Genomic DNA, 21,014 nt, shown 5'->3' with positions numbered 1-21,014 from the left:
ATCGAAAGCCGCCATGAAAAAAGGCGCGGGTTTCCCCGCGCCCCCATCATTTCCAGCGGATCAGTGCGCCGTCGGCGCGGCCCCGCCCTGGTTGCCGCGCGCCTCAGCCACCCGCGCGGCCTCGGCGGCTTCTTCAGCCGCCTCGTCCCACTCGACCGGTTCAGGCATCCGCACAAGCGCATGCTTCAACACCTCGCGAACGTTCGAGACCGGGATGATGGTCATCCCTTCTTTCACATTCGCCGGGATCTCGATCAGATCCTTGGCATTGTCTTCCGGGATCAGCACGGTCTTGATGCCGCCCCGAAGTGCCGCCAGCAGCTTCTCCTTCAGGCCGCCGATCGCCAGCGCGTTGCCACGCAGGGTCACCTCGCCGGTCATTGCCACGTCCTTGCGGACCGGAATGCCCGTCATCACCGACACCACCGAGGTCACCATCGCCAGACCGGCAGACGGACCATCCTTGGGCGTCGCGCCTTCGGGAACGTGAACGTGGATGTCCCGACGCTCGAATTCCGGCGGCTTGATGCCCAGTTCCGGGGCGATGGAGCGCACGAAGGACGACGCCGCGTCGATCGATTCCTTCATCACCTCGCCCAGTTTCCCGGTCGTCTTCATCCGGCCCTTGCCCGGCAGCTTCAGGGCTTCGATCTGCAGCAGATCGCCACCCACCTGCGTCCAGGCCAGCCCGGTGACGACACCGACCTGATCTTCCTTCTCGGCCAGACCAAAGCGGTGACGCCGCACGCCCAGATATTCCTCGACCTTCTCGGGCGTGACCTCGACCGTCTTGGTCTTGCCCTTCAGGATCTCGGTTACGGCCTTGCGGGCCAGCTTGGCGATCTCGCGCTCCAGCGAACGGACACCGGCCTCGCGGGTGTAGTAGCGGATGACGTGATCCAGCGCCTCGTCCGAGACGGTGAATTCGCCCTTCCGAAGACCGTTCGCAGCGATCTGCTTGGGCAGCAGGTGACGGCGCGCGATCTCGCGCTTCTCATCCTCGGTGTAACCGGCCAGAGAGATGATCTCCATCCGATCCAGCAGCGGCCCCGGCATGTTGTAGCTGTTGGCCGTGGTCACGAACATCACGTCCGACAGATCGTATTCCACCTCGAGATAGTGGTCCACGAAGGTCGAATTCTGTTCGGGATCCAGAACCTCCAGCATCGCCGAAGCCGGGTCGCCACGGAAATCCTGCCCCATCTTGTCGATTTCATCGAGCAGGATCAGCGGATTGGTCGTCTTGGCCTTCTTCAGCGCCTGGATGATCTTGCCGGGCATGGACCCGATATAGGTCCGGCGGTGACCACGGATCTCGGATTCGTCGCGCACGCCGCCAAGCGAGATGCGGATGAATTCCCGTCCCGTGGCCTTTGCCAGCGACCGTCCCAGCGAGGTCTTGCCAACGCCCGGAGGACCCACGAGGCTGAGGATCGGACCCTTCAGCTTCTGGCTGCGCGCCTGCACGGCGAGATATTCGATGATCCGTTCCTTGACCTTTTCAAGGCCGAAATGGTCGGCGTCCAGAACCTCGATGGCCTTGGTCAGGTCCTTCTTGGTGCGCGACTTCACGCCCCAGGGAAGGGCCAGCAGCCAATCCAGATAGTTGCGGCTGACCGTAGCCTCGGCCGACATCGGCGACATCGACTTCAGCTTCTTCAGTTCGGATTCGGCCTTTTCACGGGCTTCCTTGCTGAACTTGGTCTTGGCGACCTTTTCTTCCAGCTCGGCCAACTCGTTGCCGCCGTCCTCGCCGTCGCCCAGCTCCTTCTGAATGGCCTTCATCTGCTCATTCAGATAGTATTCGCGCTGGGTCTTCTCCATCTGGGTCTTGACGCGCGACTTGATCTTCTTTTCGACCTGCAGGACCGACATTTCGCCCTGCATCAGGCCATAAACCTTCTCAAGCCGTTCCGCCGTCACCAGCGTTTCCAGCAGGTCCTGCTTCTTGGCGATGTCGATGCCCAGATGACCGGCGACCAGATCGGCCAGCCGCTCGGCTTCCGTGGTTTCGGCCACGGTGGACACAACCTCGTCGGGGATGTTCTTGCGGACCTTGACGTATTTTTCGAATTCCTCGGCCACCGCATGGGTCAGCGCAGTGACCGTATCGGGGTCGCCGGCTTCTTCGATCAGCGGGGTCGCCTCGGCTTCGAAGTAATCGGCATTGTCGAGGAATTTGGTGATTTCAACGCGGCGCTGACCTTCGACCAGCACCTTCACGGTGCCGTCGGGAAGCTTCAGCAACTGCAGCACATTGGCCAAAACGCCAATGCGGTAGATGCCTTCGGCAGTCGGTTCATCGACGGAAGCATCCTTCTGGGTCGCCAGAAGGATGGGGCGATCCTCGGCCATCACGGCTTCGAGCGCCCGCACGGATTTGTCGCGACCGACGAACAGCGGCACGACCATGTGCGGAAACGCGACGATGTCGCGAAGCGGCAGCACGGGATGCGAATGATTAAGTCCGGTCATGTTCTTCCTTTCAAGCCCGAGGGCGCGCGTCCCGAAATCGGCGATACGGACCCCCTGCGTCCCCAAGATTTAGGGGTTGGCGGCCTGCGTTTCAATGCCGCAGGCAAGCTGGTTCGGCAGCCGCGGGACTGCCTGTGGAAACGGCAATAAAACCATTGAGATCCGGTAAGCATCACACGGGTTTGGGGCCGCCTGTGGGCCGGAACTGCCTGCGACACTCCTGACATGCCCAGACATTCCCACGCCTTGCACTCTGCAAATGGAAAACGGGGGGCCCGTCAGCAACGAGCCCCCCGCGGTTTCAGCCAGTCTTACCAACCAGCACGATCATTCGTCACCGTCACCACGGCCGCCGGCGAAGACCACGTCGGCTTCGGACGGGGTGACCACGTCGTCGGCCAGCGGCGCGGCCAGGGCTGCGGCCGCTTCGGCCTCGGCGCGGCGCGCTTCGATCACCTCGGCATCGCGGTCGGTGGCGATCTTCTTCAGCCGCATGGTGGCGCCACCCGTCCCGGCCGGGATCAGCCGGCCGACGATGACGTTTTCTTTCAGGCCCACCAGCTTGTCGCGCTTGCCCTGAACGGCAGCCTCGGTCAGCACGCGGGTGGTTTCCTGGAAGGACGCCGCCGAGATGAAGCTGCGGGTCTGCAGCGACGCCTTGGTGATGCCCAGCAGAACCGGCTCGCCCGAGGCGGGCTTGCCGCCCTTGGCCACGATCTTGGCGTTCTCTTCCTCGAACTCGTCACGCTCCACGTGTTCGCCTTTCAGCAGCGTGGTGTCGCCGCTGTCCAGGATCTCGATCTTCTGCAGCATCTGGCGAACGATCACCTCGATGTGCTTGTCGTTGATCTTCACGCCTTGCAGACGATAGACGTCCTGCACCTCGTCGATGAGATAGTCGGCCAGGGCCTCGATCCCCATGATGCGCAGGATGTCATGCGGCGCCGGGTTGCCGTCCATGATATACTCACCCTTCTGCACGAAGTCGCCTTCCTGCACCGGGATGTGCTTGCCTTTCGGCACCATGTATTCGACGGCGTCCAGACCTTCCTCGGCCGGCTCGATGGTGATGCGGCGCTTGTTCTTGTAGTCCTTGCCGAAGCGCACATAACCGTCGATCTCGGCGATGATGGCGTGGTCCTTCGGACGGCGGGCTTCGAACAGTTCGGCCACACGCGGCAGACCGCCGGTGATGTCCTTGGTGCGGGCACCTTCGCGCGGGATACGGGCGACCACGTCACCGGCCTTGATCTCCTGCCCGTCTTCGATCGACAGAATGGCGTCGACCGACATCGGGTAGGTGACCGGGTTGCCGGTGTCGTTGCGGACCGGTTCGCCATCGGCGTCGAGGACCAGGATCTCGGGCTTCAGGTCGCCGCCTTTGGGGGTCGAGCGCCAATCGGTCACGATCTTCTGGGTCATGCCGGTCGCGTCGTCGGTCTCGTCGCGGACCGACAGGCCCGAGATGAGGTCGACGAATTTCGCGGTTCCCGCCTTTTCGGCGATGATCGGCAGGGTATAGGGGTCCCATTCGAACAGTTTCTGTCCGCGTGCGACCTCTTCGCCTTCCTTCACCAGCAGCTTCGAGCCGTAGAACAGCTTGTGCGAGGCAATCTGCTCGCCCTGCTTGTTCACCAGGTTCAGCGTCATGTTCCGGGCCATGACGATCTGCTCACCGGCTTCGTTGGTGATGATGGCCGCGTTCCCGAAGACCACGGTGCCTTCCTGGTTCGCCGCGGTGAAGGACTGCTGGCCACCCTGCGCCACGCCGCCGATGTGGAAGGTCCGCATCGTCAGCTGGGTGCCGGGTTCGCCGATGGACTGCGCGGCGATGATGCCGACCGCTTCACCGATGTTCACCAGCGTGCCACGGGCCAGGTCGCGGCCGTAGCACAGCGCGCAGACGCCATCTTCCGATTCACAGGTCAGCGCCGAACGGATGCGCAGCTTCTGCACGCCCGCCGCCTCGACCGCGTCGGCCTTGCGTTCGTCGATCAACTCGCCCTGACGGACAAGCACCTCGTCGGTGCCGGGCACCAGCACGTCCTCGGCCGCGGTGCGGCCCAGAATGCGCTCGGAAAGCGGCGAGATGACTTCACCGTCATTGACCGCCGCCGAAGCGGTGATCGCCTGATCGGTGCCGCAGTCATATTCGCGCACGATGCAGTCCTGCGCCACGTCGACCAGACGACGGGTCAGATAGCCCGAGTTCGCGGTCTTCAACGCGGTATCCGACAGACCCTTCCGGGCGCCGTGGGTCGAGTTGAAGTATTCAAGAACGGTCAGACCTTCCTTGAAGTTCGAGATGATCGGCGTCTCGATGATCTCGCCCGACGGCTTGGCCATCAGGCCGCGCATCCCGCCAAGCTGCTTCATCTGCGTGACCGAGCCCCGCGCGCCCGAATGGGCCATCATATAGACCGAGTTGGGTTCCATTTCGGCACCCTTCTCGTCCTTATGCACCTTCGAGATCGTCGCCATCATGGCGTCCGTCACGCGGTCGTTGCACTTCGACCAGGCGTCGACAACCTTGTTGTACTTCTCGCCCTGGGTGATGAGGCCGTCCAGATACTGCTGTTCGAACTCCTTCACCTGATCCTGCACTTCCTCGACGATCTCCCACTTGTTGTCGGGAACGACCATGTCGTCCTTCCCGAAGGAGATGCCGGCGCGGAACGCCTCACGGAAGCCCAGACCCATGATCTTGTCGCTGAAGATCACGGCCTCTTTCTGGCCGCAGTAGCGATAGACGGTGTCGATGACGTGCTGCACGTCTTTCTTGCGCAGCAGGCGGTTGACCAGTTCGAACGGCGCCTTGGCGTTCTGCGGCAGAAGCGCACCAAGCCGCAGACGGCCCGGCGTGGTTTCAAAACGCTTCATCACCTCGTTGCCGTCATCGTCGATCTGCTTCAGACGCGCGGTGATCTTGGCGTGCAGATGCACCTCGCCGGCGGCAAGGGCGTGCTCGACCTCGTCGATGCTGGTGAAGGACATGCCCTCACCCTTCATGCCTTCTCGCATCATGGTCGTGTAATACAGACCAAGGATCATGTCCTGCGAGGGAACGATGATCGGCGCGCCGTTGGCAGGCGACAGCACGTTGTTCGTCGACATCATCAGCACGCGCGCTTCCAGCTGGGCCTCAAGGCTCAGCGGGACGTGCACGGCCATCTGGTCGCCGTCGAAGTCGGCGTTGAAGGCCGAGCAGACCAGCGGGTGCAGCTGGATCGCCTTGCCCTCGATCAGGATCGGTTCGAACGCCTGGATACCCAGACGGTGCAGCGTCGGCGCACGGTTCAGCAGAACCGGGTGCTCGCGGATGACCTCGTCCAGGATATCCCAGACCTCGGGACGCTCTTTTTCGACCAGCTTCTTCGCCTGCTTCACGGTCGAGGAATAGCCCTTGGCCTCCAGACGCGAATAGATGAACGGCTTGAACAGCTCCAGGGCCATCTTCTTCGGCAGGCCGCACTGGTGCAGCTTCAGTTCCGGCCCGGTCACGATGACCGAGCGGCCCGAGAAGTCGACCCGTTTCCCCAGCAGGTTCTGGCGGAAGCGGCCCTGCTTGCCCTTCAGCATGTCGCTGAGCGATTTCAGCGGGCGGCGATTGTTGCCGGTGATGACCCGGCCGCGGCGGCCGTTGTCGAACAGCGCATCCACCGATTCCTGCAACATCCGCTTTTCGTTGCGGACGATGATGTCGGGGGCGCGCAGTTCAATCAGCCGCTTCAGACGGTTGTTGCGGTTGATGACCCGGCGATACAGGTCGTTCAGGTCCGAGGTGGCGAAACGGCCGCCATCCAGCGGAACCAGCGGACGCAGTTCCGGCGGAATGACCGGGATCACGGTCATGACCATCCATTCCGGGCGGTTGCCCGATTCCAGGAAGCTCTCGACGATCTTCAGCCGCTTGATGATCTTCTTCGGCTTCAGTTCGCCGGTGGCCTCCTTCAGCTCCTCGCGCAGCTGATCGGCGGTGGCCGCCAGATCGATATTGGCCAGCATGGCGCGGATCGCCTCGGCCCCGATATCGGCCTGGAAGGCGTCGGCGCCGAACTGGTCCTGCGCGTCGAGATATTCTTCCTCGGTCAGCAGCTGGCCATAGGTCAGGTCAGTCAGACCCGGCTCGATCACGACGTAATTTTCGAAATAGAGGATCCGCTCCAGATCGCGCAGCGTCATGTCCAGCATCAGGCCGATGCGCGAGGGCAGCGACTTCAGGAACCAGATATGGGCGACCGGGGCAGCCAGTTCGATATGGCCCATGCGCTCGCGGCGGACCTTCTGCAGGGTCACTTCCACGCCGCATTTTTCGCAGACCAGACCGCGATATTTCATGCGTTTGTATTTGCCGCACAGGCATTCATAGTCCTTGATCGGGCCAAAGATGCGCGCGCAGAACAGACCGTCACGCTCGGGCTTGAACGTGCGGTAATTGATGGTTTCGGGCTTCTTCACCTCGCCATAGGACCACGCGAGGATTTCCTCGGGGGACGCGAGCGAGATCTTGATTTCGTCGAACTGCCGCGGCTGGGCCAGCGGGTTCAACGGATTGGTGGCGAGTTCCTGGTTCATTTTCAATTCCTAATGAGGGGCGCGGGAGGGATGAGAGACGCGTAGGGGCCACGCATCCCGCGAGATTTCGCAGGATGCGGGGCCGGACGCGCTTACTCGTCCTCCTCCGCATCCAGGAGTTCCATGTTGAGGCCCAGACCCCGGACCTCTTTGACAAGAACGTTGAACGATTCCGGGACGCCTGCCTCGAAATTGTCCTCGCCCTTGACGATGCTTTCATAGACCTTGGTCCGGCCCGCCACGTCGTCCGACTTCACCGTCAGCATTTCCTGCAGGGTATAGGCGGCGCCATAGGCTTCCAGCGCCCAGACCTCCATCTCACCCAGACGCTGACCACCGAACTGCGCCTTACCACCCAGCGGCTGCTGGGTCACAAGCGAGTAGGGACCGGTCGAGCGCGCATGCATCTTGTCATCAACAAGGTGATGCAGCTTCAGGTAATACTTCACGCCGACGGTGACCGGGCGTGCAAAGGCCTCGCCGGTGCGGCCGTCATAGACGACCGACTGACCCGAAGTGTCGAAGCCCGCACGGCGCAGCGCGTCGTTCACGTCGCCTTCCTTGGCGCCGTCGAAGACCGGGGTGGCGATGGGAACGCCCGTGCGCACGGCATTGGCGTGTTCCAGCAGCTGTTCGTCCGCCATGCCCTCGAAGGTCTGGGCATACATCTCGTCGCCGTAACCGTTCTTCATGGCATCGCGCACGCCGGCCATATCGCCCGACCCGTTGCGGAAGGCTTCCAGCGCCTCGTCGATCTTGATCCCCAGACCGCGCGCGGCCCAGCCCATATGGGTTTCCAGGATCTGACCGACATTCATGCGCGAGGGCACGCCCAGCGGGTTCAGCACGATATCGACGGCGGTGCCGTCAGCCAGGAAGGGCATGTCTTCGATCGGAACGACCTTGGACACCACACCCTTGTTGCCGTGACGACCGGCCATCTTGTCGCCGGCCTGCAGCTTGCGCTTCACCGCGACGAAGACCTTGACCATCTTCATCACGCCCGGAGGCAGGTCGTCGCCCTGACGGACCTTCTCGACCTTGTCCTCGAAGCGGGCCTCAAGGGCCTTCTTCTGGGCGTTGAACTGGTCGTGCAGCGCCTCGACCTCCTTGGCGGTGTCCTCGTCGCCGATGGCCAACTGCCACCACAGCCCGCGCGAGATCGAGCCGAGCAGATCGTCATCGACGGTGCTGTTCGCCTTGATGCCCTTCGGACCCTTCACGGCGGTCTTGCCCGAGATCAGCGTCTTCAGGCGCGCATAGATGTTGCGCTCCAGAATCGCCAGCTCGTCGTCGCGGTCGCGCGACAGGCGTTCGACTTCTTCACGCTCGATCTGCAGCGCACGCTCGTCCTTGTCGACGCCGTGGCGGTTGAACACGCGGACCTCGACGATGGTGCCCGAAGCCCCCGGCGGCAGCCGCAGCGAGGTATCGCGCACGTCCGACGCCTTTTCGCCGAAGATGGCGCGCAGAAGCTTTTCTTCCGGCGTCATCGGGCTTTCGCCCTTGGGGGTGATCTTGCCCACAAGGATGTCGCCCGGACCGACCTCGGCGCCGATATAGACGATGCCAGCCTCGTCGAGGTTGCGCAGCGCTTCTTCGCCGACATTCGGGATGTCGCGGGTGATTTCTTCCGGCCCCAGCTTGGTATCGCGGGCGGCGACTTCGTATTCGTCGATATGGATCGAGGTATAGACGTCGTCGCGGTGGATCCGTTCGGAAATCAGCACCGAGTCTTCATAGTTGTAGCCGTTCCAGGGCATGAAGGCGACGATGACGTTCCGGCCGATGGCCAGTTCGCCCTGATCGGTCGAGGGACCGTCAGCGATCACCTGATCCTTCATCACCTTCTCGCCCACCTTCACCAGCGGACGCTGGTTGATGGTCGAGGACTGGTTCGAACGCTTGAACTTGCGCAGACGATAGATGTCCACGCCGGCATCGCCCGCGCCCAGATCCTCGGTGGCGCGCACAACGATCCGCTGCGCGTCGACCTGGTCGATGACACCGCCGCGGCGGGCCATGATGGCGGCGCCGGAATCGCGGGCCACCGTGGCTTCCATGCCGGTGCCGACGAAGGGCGCCTCGGCCCGCAGAAGCGGAACCGCCTGGCGCTGCATGTTGGCGCCCATCAGCGCGCGGTTGGCGTCGTCGTTCTCAAGGAACGGAATCAGCGCCGCGGCGACCGAGACCAGCTGCTTCGGCGACACGTCGATCAGATCGATCGCATCGACCGGGTTCAGCGTGAAGTCCCCGGCCTGACGGGTCGAGATCAGCTCGTCCACGAACTTACCGTCCGAATCCAGCGTCGCGTTGGCCTGCGCCACGGTGTGACGCATTTCCTCGGTCGCGGACATATAGACCACGTTGTCGGTCACCTGACCGTCCACCACCTTGCGGTAGGGGGTTTCGATGAAGCCGTATTTGTTCACGCGGGCGAAGGTGGCCAGCGAGTTGATGAGGCCGATGTTCTGGCCTTCCGGCGTTTCGATCGGGCACATCCGGCCATAATGGGTCGGGTGCACGTCGCGCACCTCGAAGCCTGCACGCTCACGCGTCAGACCGCCCGGCCCGAGCGCCGACAGACGACGCTTGTGGGTCACTTCCGACAGCGGGTTGGTCTGGTCCATGAACTGCGACAGCTGCGAGGAGCCGAAGAATTCACGCACCGCCGCCGCCGCCGGCTTGGCGTTGATCAGGTCCTGCGGCATCACCGTGTCGATCTCGACACCCGACATGCGTTCGCGGATGGCGCGTTCCATGCGCAGCAGGCCGACGCGATACTGATTCTCCATCAGCTCGCCGACCGAGCGCACCCGGCGGTTGCCGAGATGGTCGATATCGTCGATCTCGCCCTTGCCGTCGCGCAGTTCCACCAGGCCACGGATACAGGCCACGATGTCATCCGGGCGCAGCGTGCGCTGGGTGTCCGGCGCATCCAGATCCAGACGCATGTTCATCTTGACGCGGCCCACGGCGGACAGATCGTAACGCTCGCTGTCGAAGAACAGGCTGTCGAACATGGTCGAGGCCGCTTCCACGGTCGGCGGCTCGCCCGGCCGCATGACCCGGTAGATGTCCATCAGCGCCTGATCGCGGTTCATGTTCTTGTCGGCCGCCATCGTGTTGCGGATATAGGCGCCCACGTTGACGTTATCGATGTCCAGAACCGGGATCTCGGTGATGTCGTTGTCCAGCAGCGTCTTCAGCACGCCGCCCGACAGTTCGCCATCCTTGTTGTATTCGGCGGTGATCTCGTCGCCCGCTTCGGCATAGATGAAGCCGGTGGTGTCGTTGACGATATCCTTGGCCACGTAACGGCCGACGATCTGTTCGAACGGGACCAGCAGGTCGATGCTTTTCCCGCCTTCCAGCAGCTGCTTGACCTGACGGGGCGTGACCTTGTCGCCGGCCTTGGTGATGACTTCACCGGTCTCGGCGTTCACCAGATCGAAGGTCGGGCGCGAACCGCGCATGCGCTCGGGGAAGAAGCGCGTGACCCAGCCGCCCTCGACCCCTTTCTTCGCCCGACGCAGGGAGAAGGTCACAGTCTTGTAGAAGGCGTCCATGATGCCTTCCTGATCCATACCAAGCGCATAGAGCAGCGTCGTCACCGGCAGCTTCCGGCGGCGGTCGATGCGCGCGAAGACCAGGTCCTTGGCATCGAATTCGAAGTCCAGCCAGCTGCCGCGATAGGGAATGATGCGGCAGGCGAACAGCAGCTTGCCCGAGGAATGGGTCTTGCCGCGGTCGTGGTCATAGAACACGCCCGGCGAGCGGTGCATCTGCGACACGACCACCCGTTCGGTGCCGTTCACGATGAACGTCCCGTTCTGCGTCATCAGGGGCATATCGCCCATGAACACGTCCTGCTCCTTGATGTCCTTGACCGACTTGGCGCCGGTATTTTCGTCGACATCGAACACGATCAGGCGCAGGGTGACTTTCAGCGGCGCCGCATAGGTCATGTCGCGCTGCTGGCACTCGTCCACGTCGTATTTCGGCTTTTCCAGCTCGTATTTCACGAATTCCAGCGTCGCGGTCTCGTTGAAATCCTTGATCGGGAAGACCGACTGGAAAACACCCTGAATCCCCTCGCCGTCGGTGTGCTTGGCACCGTCGCCCGAGTTCAGGAACAGGTCATAAGAGGATTTCTGAACCTCGATGAGGTTCGGCATTTCAAGAACTTCGCGAATGTTGCCATAATTGCGCCGGATGCGCTTCTGGCCGACATAGGACTGCGCCATGGGGTCTTGCACCTTTCGTCTTGACGCGCACGCACCGTCGGGGCCCGGAGCGTGCGGTCTGCGAATGTCAGGGGTTCCAGCTCAATACCTGCCGCGCGTCCCACCGTGCGGCTCCCGAACCTGAACATGCCCTGAGGGAAGCTGATGCCATTTAGGCACTCAATCAGCGTCCTTCAAGACAGGTTCGGCAGGGACCGGGAAATTCCCGGACCCTGCCAATTTTCGAACCCAAAGGAACCGAGTTACTTCAGTTCAACCTTGGCGCCGGCTTCTTCCAGCTTTTTCTTCATGTCGTCGGCTTCGGCCTTCGACACGCCTTCTTTGACTTTGCCGCCGGCTTCGACCAGGTCCTTGGCTTCTTTCAGGCCCAGACCGGTGATGGCGCGCACTTCCTTGATCACGTTGATCTTGTTGGCGCCGGCGTCGGTCAGGACGACGTCGAATTCGGTCTTTTCTTCAGCGGCTTCGGCAGCACCAGCAGCCGGGCCAGCCATCATGACAGCGCCGCCGGCGGCGGGCTCGATGCCGTATTCATCCTTCAGGATGGTCTTCAGTTCCTGGGCTTCCAGCAGGGTCAGGCCCACGATTTCTTCGGCGAGTTTTTTCAGATCAGCCATTTTTCCGTTCTTTCCAGTTTAGTTTTCCAACGTCGGACATCAGCCACACGTCGGGAATGGGTTGCATCAGGCAGCTTCGCGCTCTTCGAGCGTCGTGAGGATGCCCGCGATGTTCGAAGCAGGTGCGCCAATCGCACCGGCGATGTTGGAAGCAGGTGCGCCAATGCTGGCCACGATCGAAGCGATAAGCTCCTCGCGCGACGGCATGGCGGCAACGGCTTTCACACCGGCCGGATCAAGCGCCGTGTCGCCCATGGCACCGCCCAGGATCACGAACTTGTCGTTATCCTTGGCGTATTTATCGGCGATCCGGGCAGCAGCCACGGGATCTTCCGAATAGGACAGCACGGTCATACCCGTCAGGTAATCGGCGATGCTTGCGCAAGGCTTACCTTCCAGGGCGATCTTGGCGAGCCTGTTCTTGGCAACGCGAACGGACCCGCCTTCAGCGCGCATGCGCGCACGGAGGTCCTGCATTTGTGCAACCGTCATCCCTTCGTAGCGGGCAACCACCACGACGCCAGAGCCATCAAAGATCTGGCCGAGTTCTTCGACCACCTGTTCTTTTTGCGCTCTATCCACGGTTTACTCCAAGTTTGGGGGCCAAAGCCCCCGGCTCTCACTTCCCCCCGGCTTCAGGAAGCCAAGGGCCGGGTCCGTCGACGATGGACCCGAGATCACCCGAGGAGAGCCCCGGAAAAATGGTCTCGATTTCCATCTCGGGAAGGACATTAAGCCGCAAGCGGCACCCTCCGTCTCGGACAGGAACAGGCTGACGAAACGAATCGCCCGTCCGCCTGAAGCGCTTCACTTAAGCCTTGAAGGAGACGAATGCAACAGCTCGCTGGGCAGGCGTTCGATTAACGCTCGGAATCCGCCCCGCGCGGTGCTTTTCTTGCCGGTTGGGCCATGTTAGGCCGGGATAAGGACCTTATGAAGCAGGGCGCCCCCATGTCAACGACCCGCATATTCGGGTATATGCGATTTTCCTATCTCGGCCGCAGCGATGTCAGGCTCGCGCGGCAGCATGACGATCTCGAATACCGCAAAAGCGTGCTCTATACCCCCGAGCGGCTTGAGGAGCGGTTCTATTTCTTCGAAAAGATCTGCCTGCCCTCGCTGAAATGGCAAAGCGATCAGGATTTCCGCTTCGCGATCTTCACCTCGCCCGAACTGCCCGAACCCTATCAGCAACGTCTGAAGCAGGCGACCCAGGCCATCCCGCAGATCGAGATCGTCTATGACACGGCGCCGCATATCAACGATGCCATCCACCCCTGGATGGCCCGGCAGGACAGCGTGCAGGCCGACCGGACCCTGCATTTCCGGCTGGATGACGACGATGCCTTGTCGACCGATTTCGTGGCCACCCTGCATGAGCATATGGACCGCGTCCCCCAGAATTCCATCATCAGCCGCCCGACCGGCCTGTTTCTGATGGACGGCGCAGATGGCCCGCATCTGCTGGCCAAGTTCGAGCCCTATATCGCCATCGGCTTCGCCATCGTGAACGGGCCGGGACATATCCGAAATCCCTATGCGCTGATGCATCGCGGCCATCATCGGATGTTCCCCTCGCTGAACCTGCCCTGGCCGTTGGCCTATATCCACACCGCGCATCTCCAGTCCGACACGATTGCAGCACAGAACAAGAAGCTCGCCGAGGCCAAGGCCGATCACGAATACCGCTTCGGCGACCGCAAGCGCAGGTTCCTGCAGGCCGTGCGCGCCGGCTTCAACGACCTGCGCCCCGAACATTTCACCCGCATCATCCAGAACGCCCCGTCCCTGTCGGCGCCGCCAGCACCGGACGCGTCCTCAACGGAAAAAGCCCCGGTCTGAGACCGGGGCTTCCTGTTTCTGCAGCGCGCGCGGATTACTGCGCGGCGACCGCGTCGGCCACGTCGATCGACACGCCCGGACCCATGGTCGAGCTGATCGAGACCTTCTTGACATAGGTGCCCTTGGCACCGGTCGGCTTGGCGCGGTTCACGGCCTCGACGAAAGCGCGGACGTTTTCGGCGATCTTGTCGGCGTCGAAGCTGACCTTGCCGATGCCGGCATGGACGACACCGGCCTTTTCGGCCTTGAACTGGACCTCACCGCCCTTGGCGGCGGCAACGGCTTGCGCCACGTCCATGGTCACGGTGCCGACCTTGGGGTTCGGCATCAGGTTGCGCGGGCCGAGGATCTTGCCCAGACGGCCGACCAGCGGCATCATGTCCGGGGTGGCGATGACGCGATCGAAGTCGAGCTTGCCGCCCTGGATCGATTCCAGCAGGTCTTCCGCACCGACGACTTCCGCCCCGGCGGCCTTGGCTTCATCAGCCTTGGGGCCACGGGCGAACACGGCGACGCGAACGTCCTTGCCGGTGCCGGCGGGCAACTGGACCACGCCGCGGACCATCTGGTCGGCATGGCGCGGGTCAACACCCAGGTTCATCGCGATTTCGATGGTCTCATCGAATTTCGCCGAGGCGGCTTCCTTCACCAGCTTGACGGCGTCCGCAACGCTCAGGTTGGCTTTGCCTTCGAAGGCAGCACGAGCCGCAGCTTTTTTCTTTGCAATCTTCGCCATGGCTCAGCCTTTCACCTCGATACCGATCGAACGGGCCGAACCGGCGATGATCTTCATCGCTTCCTCGACGCTGTTCGCGGACAGGTCTTTCATCTTCAGCTCGGCGATTTCGCGAACCTGCTTGCTGGTCACGGTGCCGGCGGTCGTGCGACCGGGCTTTTCCGAGCCCTTGGCGCGGTTGCGCTTGCCCTGCGGCTTCAGGCCGGCGGCCTGCTTCAGCAGATAGGACGCGGGCGAGGTCTTGGTCTCGAAGGTGAACGACTTGTCGGCGTAATAGGTGATCACGACCGGAACAGGCGAACCCTTGACCATTTCCTGCGTCTTGGCGTTGAAGGCCTTGCAGAATTCCATGATGTTGATGCCGCGCTGACCCAGTGCAGGGCCGACCGGCGGCGAAGGCGTAGCTTCCTGCGCCTTGATTTGCAGCTTCAGCTGCCCGACTACTTTCTTGGCCATCTGGCCCTCTCCTTATCATCGTGCCCGACCGACATGGTCAGGCCCAGACTTAGTGGTCCGGCCGGGTGGATGCCCGGACCTCCCACGACATCACGTCAGGCGGTTTTCGACACCTGCGTGAATTCCAGTTCGACCGGCGTCGGCCGGCCGAAGATCGACACCGTGACCTTGATGCGGTTGGCGGCGTCGTCGACTTCTTCCACGGTGCCCGAGAAGCCTTCGAACGGGCCATCGGTCACGTTCACCGTCTCGCCGATGTCGAAACGGATCAGGTTGCGCGGCGCAACCTCGGCCCCGCCCTCACCGGTGCGGTGCAGGATCAGGTTCACCTCGTCGTCGCGCATGGGCGAGGGCTTGCCCTGCTGGCCCAGAAACCCGGTCACCCGGTTGATCGAGTTGACCAGGTGATAGGTGCGGTCGTTCAGCTCCATCCGCACCAGCACATAGCCGGGCATGAAGCGGCGCTCGGAGGTGACCTTCTTGCCGCGCCGGATCTCGATCACCTCCTCGGTGGGGACCAGCACTTCGTCGATCTGGTCTTCCAGCGCCTTTTCGACCACGGCCTGACGGATCGCCTCGGCGACCTTCTTTTCGAAGTTCGACAGGACGCTGACCGAATACCAACGTTTTGCCATGTTCCGATCGACCTCTGATTCGTCGGACGGCCAGGCCGTCCGGATGATTCTGTTCAGCCCGAAAATGAAACCGGCGCGCAACGAATCGTGCACGCCGTCATCCGGACCGTCCGCGCGGGGATACAGCCGCCCGGTCCTGAATGCAACCCCGTCAGCCGGTGAGGCCGACCAGCCACGCCAGACCGGTCCGAATGGCCAGGTCGACAAGGAAGAAGAAGATCGAGGCCAGCGTGGCCATGATGAAGACCATGATGGTGGTCGTCACCACTTCGCGCCGGGTGGGCCAGCTGATCTTGGCGGCCTCGGCGCGGACCTGGGAAAGAAACTGGACGGGATTGGCCATGGATATCCTCGGTGTTGCAGCCGGTCAGATAAACCGAAGCGCGGGGGGTTTCAAGCCACCGCAAACGCGCCGCGCCCACCCCCATACAGCAATCGCGCGACCCTTGCGGAGGGAGAAGACGGGAAAGGAGAGTCCGGCGACGGGGCGCCTGTGGCGCTGTCTGATGCGGCTGGCAGGGGTTGGGGGACTCGAACCCACGACCCTCGGTTTTGGAGACCGATGCTCTACCAACTGAGCTAAACCCCTAAGCCGCGGCGCCTGATTAGTGCGGTTTTCCGCAGGGCGCAAGGGGAGAACGCATCGCGACAGGAAAGCGTCGCGATGCGCAGGGATTACTCGGCCGCGTCGACCTTGCCCGCAACCTCGTCGGCATCATCAGCAACCAGAAAGCCGCCCGACTGCCGCGCCCAGAGCCGGGAATAAATCCCGTTCGCCGCCAGCAATTCGGCATGGGTGCCCTGTTCGGCGATTCGGCCCTGATCGAGCACGATCAGCCGGTCCATGGCCGCGATGGTCGACAGCCGATGCGCGATGGCGATCACTGTCTTGCCTTCCATCAGCAGGTCCAGACGCGACTGGATGGCCGCCTCGGCCTCGCTGTCGAGCGCCGAAGTCGCCTCGTCCAGCACGAGGATCGGCGCATCCTTCAGCGCCACCCGCGCAATCGCGATCCGCTGGCGCTGACCGCCCGACAGCTTGACGCCGCGCTCACCGACATGAGCTTCCAGCCCGCGCCGGCCGTGGCTGTCGGCCAGATCGGGGACGAAGCCCTGCGCCTCCGCCAGGAAGACGGCGCGCTCGATCTCCTCCTCGGAGGCATCGGGGCGACCGTAGGCGATGTTGTCGCGTACGGAACGGTGCAGCAGGCTGCTGTCCTGCGTCACCACCCCGATGGCGGCCCGCAGGCTGTCCTGCGTCACCCTGGACACGTCCTGCCCATCGATGGTGATGGTCCCGCTTTCAACATCGTGGAAGCGCAGCAGCAGGTTCACCAGTGTCGATTTTCCCGCCCCCGACCGGCCGATCAGGCCGACCCGCTCGCCCGGCGCGATATGCAGGGTCAGGTCGTCCAGCACCGCCAGCGGACGGTCGGCCTCGTCGGCGCCATAGCGGAAGGTCACGTTGTCGAAGCGCACCGCGCCCGGCCCCGCCACCAGCGGCCTGGCGCCCGGCGCATCCTGCACCATGCGCGGGATCGCCAGCGACGAAATTCCGTCGCGCACGGTGCCGACATTTTCAAACAGCGCCGCGAATTCCCACATGATCCAATGTGACATGTTGTTCAGCCGCAGCGCCAGCGGCACCGCCACCGCAACTGCGCCGACGCTGACCAGTCCGCGCGTCCACAGCATCAGGCCCACACCAGTAACGGCGGCCACCAGCAACACATTCATCGTCGTCAGCAGCACGTCCTGCAGGGCCGACAGCCGCATCTGGCGGTAAACCGTCTGCAGGAAGCCGTCCATGCCTGCGCGCATCCAGCGCTCCTCGCGGTCGGAATGCGAGAACAGCTTGACGGTGGCGATATTGGTATAGCTGTCGACCACCTGCCCCGTCATCGCCGAGCGCGCATCCGCCTGTTCCTGCGCCACCCTGCCCAGACGCGGCACGATCTGCCACAGCATGATCCCGTAGGCGATCCCCCAGGCCACGAAGGGCAGCGCCAGCCGCCAGTCCTGACTGGCCGCCAGCGCCAGCGCGCCGAGGAAATAGATGATGACATAGGATGCCACATCCATGATCTTCATCGCCACTTCGCGCACCGCCAGCGCCGTCTGCATCAGCCGCTGCGCGATCCGGCCGGCGAACTCGTCCTGAAAATAGCCGACCGACTGGCGCAGCAGGTAGCGATGCGCCTGCCAGCGGATGCGCTGCGGGAAATTGCCAAGCAGGGTCTGGTGCATGATAAGGCTACCAAGCGCGCCCAGACCCGGAAACACCACCAGCAGCACGAAGGCCATGATCGCCAGCCGTGTGCCCTCGACCTGCCAGAACTGGTCGCGGGGGGTGTCGGACAGGCGGTTCACCAGATCGCCGAGATAGCCGAACAGCGACAGTTCGATCATCGCGATCAGACCCGAGATCAGCGCCAGCATCACCAGCCACGGCAGCGCGCCGCGCGAATAGTGCAGCAGAAAACCCCAGAAGCTGCGCGGGGGCATGCGTGGCGGCTCGACCGGATAGGGATCGAGCCGGCTTTCAAACCAGCGAAACATCATTCACCTCGTTCAGCGGGCCCGGCGCGTGCCGGGGTCTTTCACGTCAGTCATGCCGCGCTCGGGCGGCGAGAGCTTCCAGCGCGTCCAGATCGGCGGCCGCCAGCGCCGGAATCGCGGCCTCGATCCGGTCGAGCGGCCAATCCCACCAGCCGAGCGCCATGAGCCGGGCAATCCTGGCCGAGTCAAAGCGTCGTCGGATCACCCGGCCGGGATTGCCGGCGACCACCGCGTAATCAGGCACCTCGCCGCCGACGACGGCGCCCGCGCCGATGATTGCACCGCTGCCGATCCGGGCGCCGGGCAGGATCACCGCCCCGTCCCCGATCCAGACATCATGGCCGATCACGGTGTCGCGCAGCCCGCCCAGCTGATCGACATAGGCACGCAGCCGCGACGGATCAAAGATCGCGAACGGATAGGTTGAGATTCCCCGCATCGGATGGTTGGCGGAATCGGTGATGATCCGCACGCCATGGGCGATCTGGCAGAAGCGCCCGATCACCAGCCGTTCGGGCGCCCCCGGATAAAGATAGGGCACCAGCCGCGCCGCCCAATCCTGCGGCGGATCGAAGCTGCTGGCATAGGTGAAATCGCCGATCTCGATATTGGGATGGGCGATCACCCGATTCAGATGCACCAGCCCGGTATTGAGCTGGCCATTCGGAAGATGCATGGGATGGGGCAAGGCCGCATCAAGAACAGTCTCTTTCATGGAAAATCCTTTCAAATCCGTCCGGTAAGGGGGTCAGATTTGCGGGCGATCCATGGCGACAACTCCTTCTGCTGGCTGCAGACTAGCGTAGAGTGGCCCGAAGGGCAAGATACGGCCTGCCTGCCCTCAGGCCGCACCGTGGAAGACAGCCTCGATATTGTTGCCGTCGGGGTCCAGCACGAAGGCCGCGTAATAGCCGGGGCTGTATTCCGGGCGCGGCCCCGGCGCACCGTTGTCACGGCCCCCCGCCGCCATCGCCGCCTTGTGGAAGGCGTCAACCGCCGCCTGATCGGCGGCCGAGAAAGCGACGTGGCAGCCCGTCGTCGGGGCCTTGCCGGTGCCGATCCAGAAGAACGGATTGCCGTCGCGCCCGAGGCCCAGATGCGCGCCGTGGCCGCCGGTCATCTCCTCGGTCACCTCCATCACGATGCCGATCCCCAGCGGCCGCAGCGCCGCCAGATAAAAGGCCCGCGCCTTGTCCAGATCCGTCACCGACAATCCGATATGGTCAATCATGTGATACTCCTGTCATTGAACCCCCGGAATGATGGCTCTGCGCTGCTGACAGTTCGCGTCAGCAGAATGCCGTCCGCGCTGCACCGCGCGCAGCGACGGCGGGCTGCCCCCGCACGCGTCTCGTGCCGAAGAACCGCCGCCCCGCGCGACAGCCACGGGCTGCCAGCGCCAGCAGCACGCACGGGTAAGTGCCGATATGACGACCGTCGATCATTGCGCCGAAGCGCAGGCCCGATAACGGCAGCATCCCCAAAGCCTCCCCGGTCCTGCACGACCACGAAAGCAGCGTGAAGCCGTCCTGATCCTCCGGGGCTCCAGCCGCATCGTCATTATGTTTGGCGCAAAACCAGAAGGTCTGTGGAACGGGATGCGGATGACGGGTGCTGCCGCCCCGCCGCAACGCAAAAAGGCCGCCCTGTCGGGCGGCCTTTCCATCCTGATCTCCGCGGGCCCGAGGGCCGGGGATCACTTGATGATTTTCGACACCACGCCGGCGCCGACCGTGCGGCCGCCTTCGCGGATGGCGAAGCGCAGCTTTTCTTCCATCGCGATCGGGGCGATCAGCTCGACCTCGAACTTCAGGTTGTCGCCCGGCATCACCATTTCCGTGCCTTCCGGCAGCTTCACCGTCCCGGTCACGTCCGTGGTGCGGAAGTAGAACTGCGGGCGGTAGTTGGCGAAGAACGGCGTGTGGCGGCCGCCTTCTTCCTTGGTCAGGATATAGGCCTCGGCTTCGAAGGTGGTGTGCGGGGTCACCGATTTCGGCTTCACCAGAACCTGGCCACGCTCGACGCCGTCACGGTCGATGCCGCGCAGCAGGACGCCGACGTTGTCGCCAGCCTCCCCGCGGTCCAGCAGCTTGCGGAACATTTCCACGCCGGTGCAGGTGGTCTTCTTGGTGTCGCGGATGCCCACGATTTCCAGTTCGTCGCCGACGTTCACCGCGCCGCGCTCGATCCGGCCGGTCACAACCGTGCCGCGGCCCGAGATCGAGAACACGTCTTCGATCGGCAGCAGGAACGGCTGGTCCACGGCGCGCTCGGGCGTCGGGATGTAGTTGTCAACGGCTTCGATCAGCGCCTTGATCGAGTTCTCGCCGATCTCCGGGTCACGGCCTTCCAGCGCCGCCAGAGCCGAGCCCTTGATGATCGGAATGTCGTCGCCGGGATAGTCGTACGAGCTCAGCAGCTCGCGCACTTCCATCTCGACCAGTTCCAGCAGTTCCTCGTCATCCACCTGGTCGACCTTGTTCAGGTAGACGACCATGTAGGGAATGCCGACCTGACGGCCCAGCAGGATGTGCTCGCGCGTCTGCGGCATCGGGCCGTCGGCCGCGTTCACCACCAGGATCGCGCCGTCCATCTGCGCCGCGCCGGTGATCATGTTCTTCACATAGTCGGCGTGGCCGGGGCAGTCCACATGGGCATAGTGACGGGTCGGCGACTCGTATTCCACATGCGCCGTCGAAATGGTGATCCCGCGGGCCTTCTCTTCCGGCGCGCCATCAATCTGGTCATAGGCACGGAATTCGCCGAAATACTTCGTGATCGCCGCCGTCAGCGTCGTCTTGCCGTGGTCAACGTGACCGATCGTCCCGATGTTGACGTGCGGTTTCGTCCGTTCAAACTTAGCTTTTGCCAT

Annotated in this window: 14 protein-coding genes and 1 tRNA gene; 1 reads left to right on the top strand and 14 read right to left on the bottom strand. The window is 63.2% G+C overall.

What is annotated here, in order from left to right; genetic code table 11:
* Positions 1–60 precede the first annotated feature (60 nt).
* The 5 genes from lon to rplJ form a co-directional block, all read right to left on the bottom strand.
* A complete protein-coding gene (gene lon, locus H1S04_RS17375; protein ID WP_181746757.1) occupies positions 61–2,475 on the bottom strand; it encodes an endopeptidase La in 2,415 nt (804 codons plus the stop codon).
* A 327-nt stretch (positions 2,476–2,802) separates the two neighbouring features.
* Positions 2,803–7,050, bottom strand: coding sequence for a DNA-directed RNA polymerase subunit beta' (gene rpoC / locus H1S04_RS17370; protein WP_181746756.1), 4,248 nt, complete (start codon positions 7,048–7,050; stop codon positions 2,803–2,805).
* 92 nt (positions 7,051–7,142) lie between these two features.
* Positions 7,143–11,297, bottom strand: a complete 4,155-nt coding sequence (rpoB, locus tag H1S04_RS17365; RefSeq protein WP_181746755.1) for a DNA-directed RNA polymerase subunit beta — start codon at positions 11,295–11,297, stop codon at positions 7,143–7,145.
* Between the two features lie 242 nt (positions 11,298–11,539).
* Positions 11,540–11,914 (bottom strand): 50S ribosomal protein L7/L12, encoded by a 375-nt coding sequence (gene rplL, locus H1S04_RS17360; protein ID WP_181746754.1) that lies wholly within the window; start codon positions 11,912–11,914, stop codon positions 11,540–11,542.
* 66 nt (positions 11,915–11,980) lie between these two features.
* Positions 11,981–12,496, bottom strand: a complete 516-nt coding sequence (gene rplJ / locus H1S04_RS17355) for a 50S ribosomal protein L10 (RefSeq protein WP_181746753.1) — start codon at positions 12,494–12,496, stop codon at positions 11,981–11,983.
* Positions 12,497–12,892: 396 nt separating this feature from the next.
* Between rplJ and H1S04_RS17350 the strand changes: the two genes are divergently transcribed.
* Complete coding sequence (locus H1S04_RS17350) at positions 12,893–13,756, top strand: glycosyltransferase (RefSeq protein ID WP_181746752.1); 864 nt, start codon at positions 12,893–12,895, stop codon at positions 13,754–13,756.
* 34 nt (positions 13,757–13,790) lie between these two features.
* On the opposite strand, the gene rplA is transcribed toward H1S04_RS17350, so the two are convergent.
* The 9 genes from rplA to tuf all read right to left on the bottom strand — a co-directional run.
* Complete coding sequence (gene rplA / locus H1S04_RS17345; RefSeq protein WP_181746751.1) at positions 13,791–14,492, bottom strand: 50S ribosomal protein L1; 702 nt, start codon at positions 14,490–14,492, stop codon at positions 13,791–13,793.
* A gap of 3 nt (positions 14,493–14,495) precedes the next feature.
* Positions 14,496–14,948, bottom strand: a complete 453-nt coding sequence (rplK, locus tag H1S04_RS17340) for a 50S ribosomal protein L11 (protein ID WP_181746750.1) — start codon at positions 14,946–14,948, stop codon at positions 14,496–14,498.
* Between the two features lie 95 nt (positions 14,949–15,043).
* Positions 15,044–15,583, bottom strand: coding sequence for a transcription termination/antitermination protein NusG (gene nusG, locus H1S04_RS17335; RefSeq protein WP_181746749.1), 540 nt, complete (start codon positions 15,581–15,583; stop codon positions 15,044–15,046).
* Positions 15,584–15,734: 151 nt separating this feature from the next.
* Positions 15,735–15,926, bottom strand: a complete 192-nt coding sequence (gene secE, locus H1S04_RS17330; protein WP_220185287.1) for a preprotein translocase subunit SecE — start codon at positions 15,924–15,926, stop codon at positions 15,735–15,737.
* A gap of 170 nt (positions 15,927–16,096) precedes the next feature.
* Positions 16,097–16,172, bottom strand: a tRNA-Trp gene (locus H1S04_RS17325).
* Between the two features lie 86 nt (positions 16,173–16,258).
* Positions 16,259–18,142 (bottom strand): ABC transporter ATP-binding protein, encoded by a 1,884-nt coding sequence (locus H1S04_RS17320; RefSeq protein ID WP_181746748.1) that lies wholly within the window; start codon positions 18,140–18,142, stop codon positions 16,259–16,261.
* A 46-nt stretch (positions 18,143–18,188) separates the two neighbouring features.
* On the bottom strand, positions 18,189–18,857 hold the full coding sequence (locus H1S04_RS17315) for a CatB-related O-acetyltransferase (protein ID WP_181746747.1): 669 nt from the start codon (positions 18,855–18,857) through the stop codon (positions 18,189–18,191).
* Between the two features lie 126 nt (positions 18,858–18,983).
* Positions 18,984–19,373, bottom strand: a complete 390-nt coding sequence (locus H1S04_RS17310) for a VOC family protein (protein ID WP_181746746.1) — start codon at positions 19,371–19,373, stop codon at positions 18,984–18,986.
* A 465-nt stretch (positions 19,374–19,838) separates the two neighbouring features.
* Positions 19,839–21,014, bottom strand: a 1,176-nt coding sequence (gene tuf, locus H1S04_RS17305) for an elongation factor Tu (RefSeq protein ID WP_181745627.1), incomplete at its 5' end; no start/stop codon positions are given.

Origin of the sequence: Paracoccus sp. S1E-3 (assembly GCF_013868135.1) — a bacterium.
GTDB lineage: Bacteria > Pseudomonadota > Alphaproteobacteria > Rhodobacterales > Rhodobacteraceae > Paracoccus.
This window is presented reverse-complemented; position numbering and strand designations above follow the sequence as displayed.

What these genes read in the sequence shown, in the direction of transcription:
- lon (WP_181746757.1), bottom strand. Translation starts at nt 2,475, where the DNA reads ATGACCGGACTTAATCATTCGCATCCCGTGCTGCCGCTTCGCGACATC.
- rpoC (WP_181746756.1), bottom strand. Translation starts at nt 7,050, where the DNA reads ATGAACCAGGAACTCGCCACCAATCCGTTGAACCCGCTGGCCCAGCCG.
- rpoB (WP_181746755.1), bottom strand. Translation starts at nt 11,297, where the DNA reads ATGGCGCAGTCCTATGTCGGCCAGAAGCGCATCCGGCGCAATTATGGC.
- rplL (WP_181746754.1), bottom strand. Translation starts at nt 11,914, where the DNA reads ATGGCTGATCTGAAAAAACTCGCCGAAGAAATCGTGGGCCTGACCCTG.
- H1S04_RS17350 (WP_181746752.1), top strand. Translation starts at nt 12,893, where the DNA reads ATGCGATTTTCCTATCTCGGCCGCAGCGATGTCAGGCTCGCGCGGCAG.
- rplA (WP_181746751.1), bottom strand. Translation starts at nt 14,492, where the DNA reads ATGGCGAAGATTGCAAAGAAAAAAGCTGCGGCTCGTGCTGCCTTCGAA.
- rplK (WP_181746750.1), bottom strand. Translation starts at nt 14,948, where the DNA reads ATGGCCAAGAAAGTAGTCGGGCAGCTGAAGCTGCAAATCAAGGCGCAG.
- nusG (WP_181746749.1), bottom strand. Translation starts at nt 15,583, where the DNA reads ATGGCAAAACGTTGGTATTCGGTCAGCGTCCTGTCGAACTTCGAAAAG.
- secE (WP_220185287.1), bottom strand. Translation starts at nt 15,926, where the DNA reads ATGGCCAATCCCGTCCAGTTTCTTTCCCAGGTCCGCGCCGAGGCCGCC.
- H1S04_RS17320 (WP_181746748.1), bottom strand. Translation starts at nt 18,142, where the DNA reads ATGTTTCGCTGGTTTGAAAGCCGGCTCGATCCCTATCCGGTCGAGCCG.
- H1S04_RS17315 (WP_181746747.1), bottom strand. Translation starts at nt 18,857, where the DNA reads ATGAAAGAGACTGTTCTTGATGCGGCCTTGCCCCATCCCATGCATCTT.
- H1S04_RS17310 (WP_181746746.1), bottom strand. Translation starts at nt 19,373, where the DNA reads ATGATTGACCATATCGGATTGTCGGTGACGGATCTGGACAAGGCGCGG.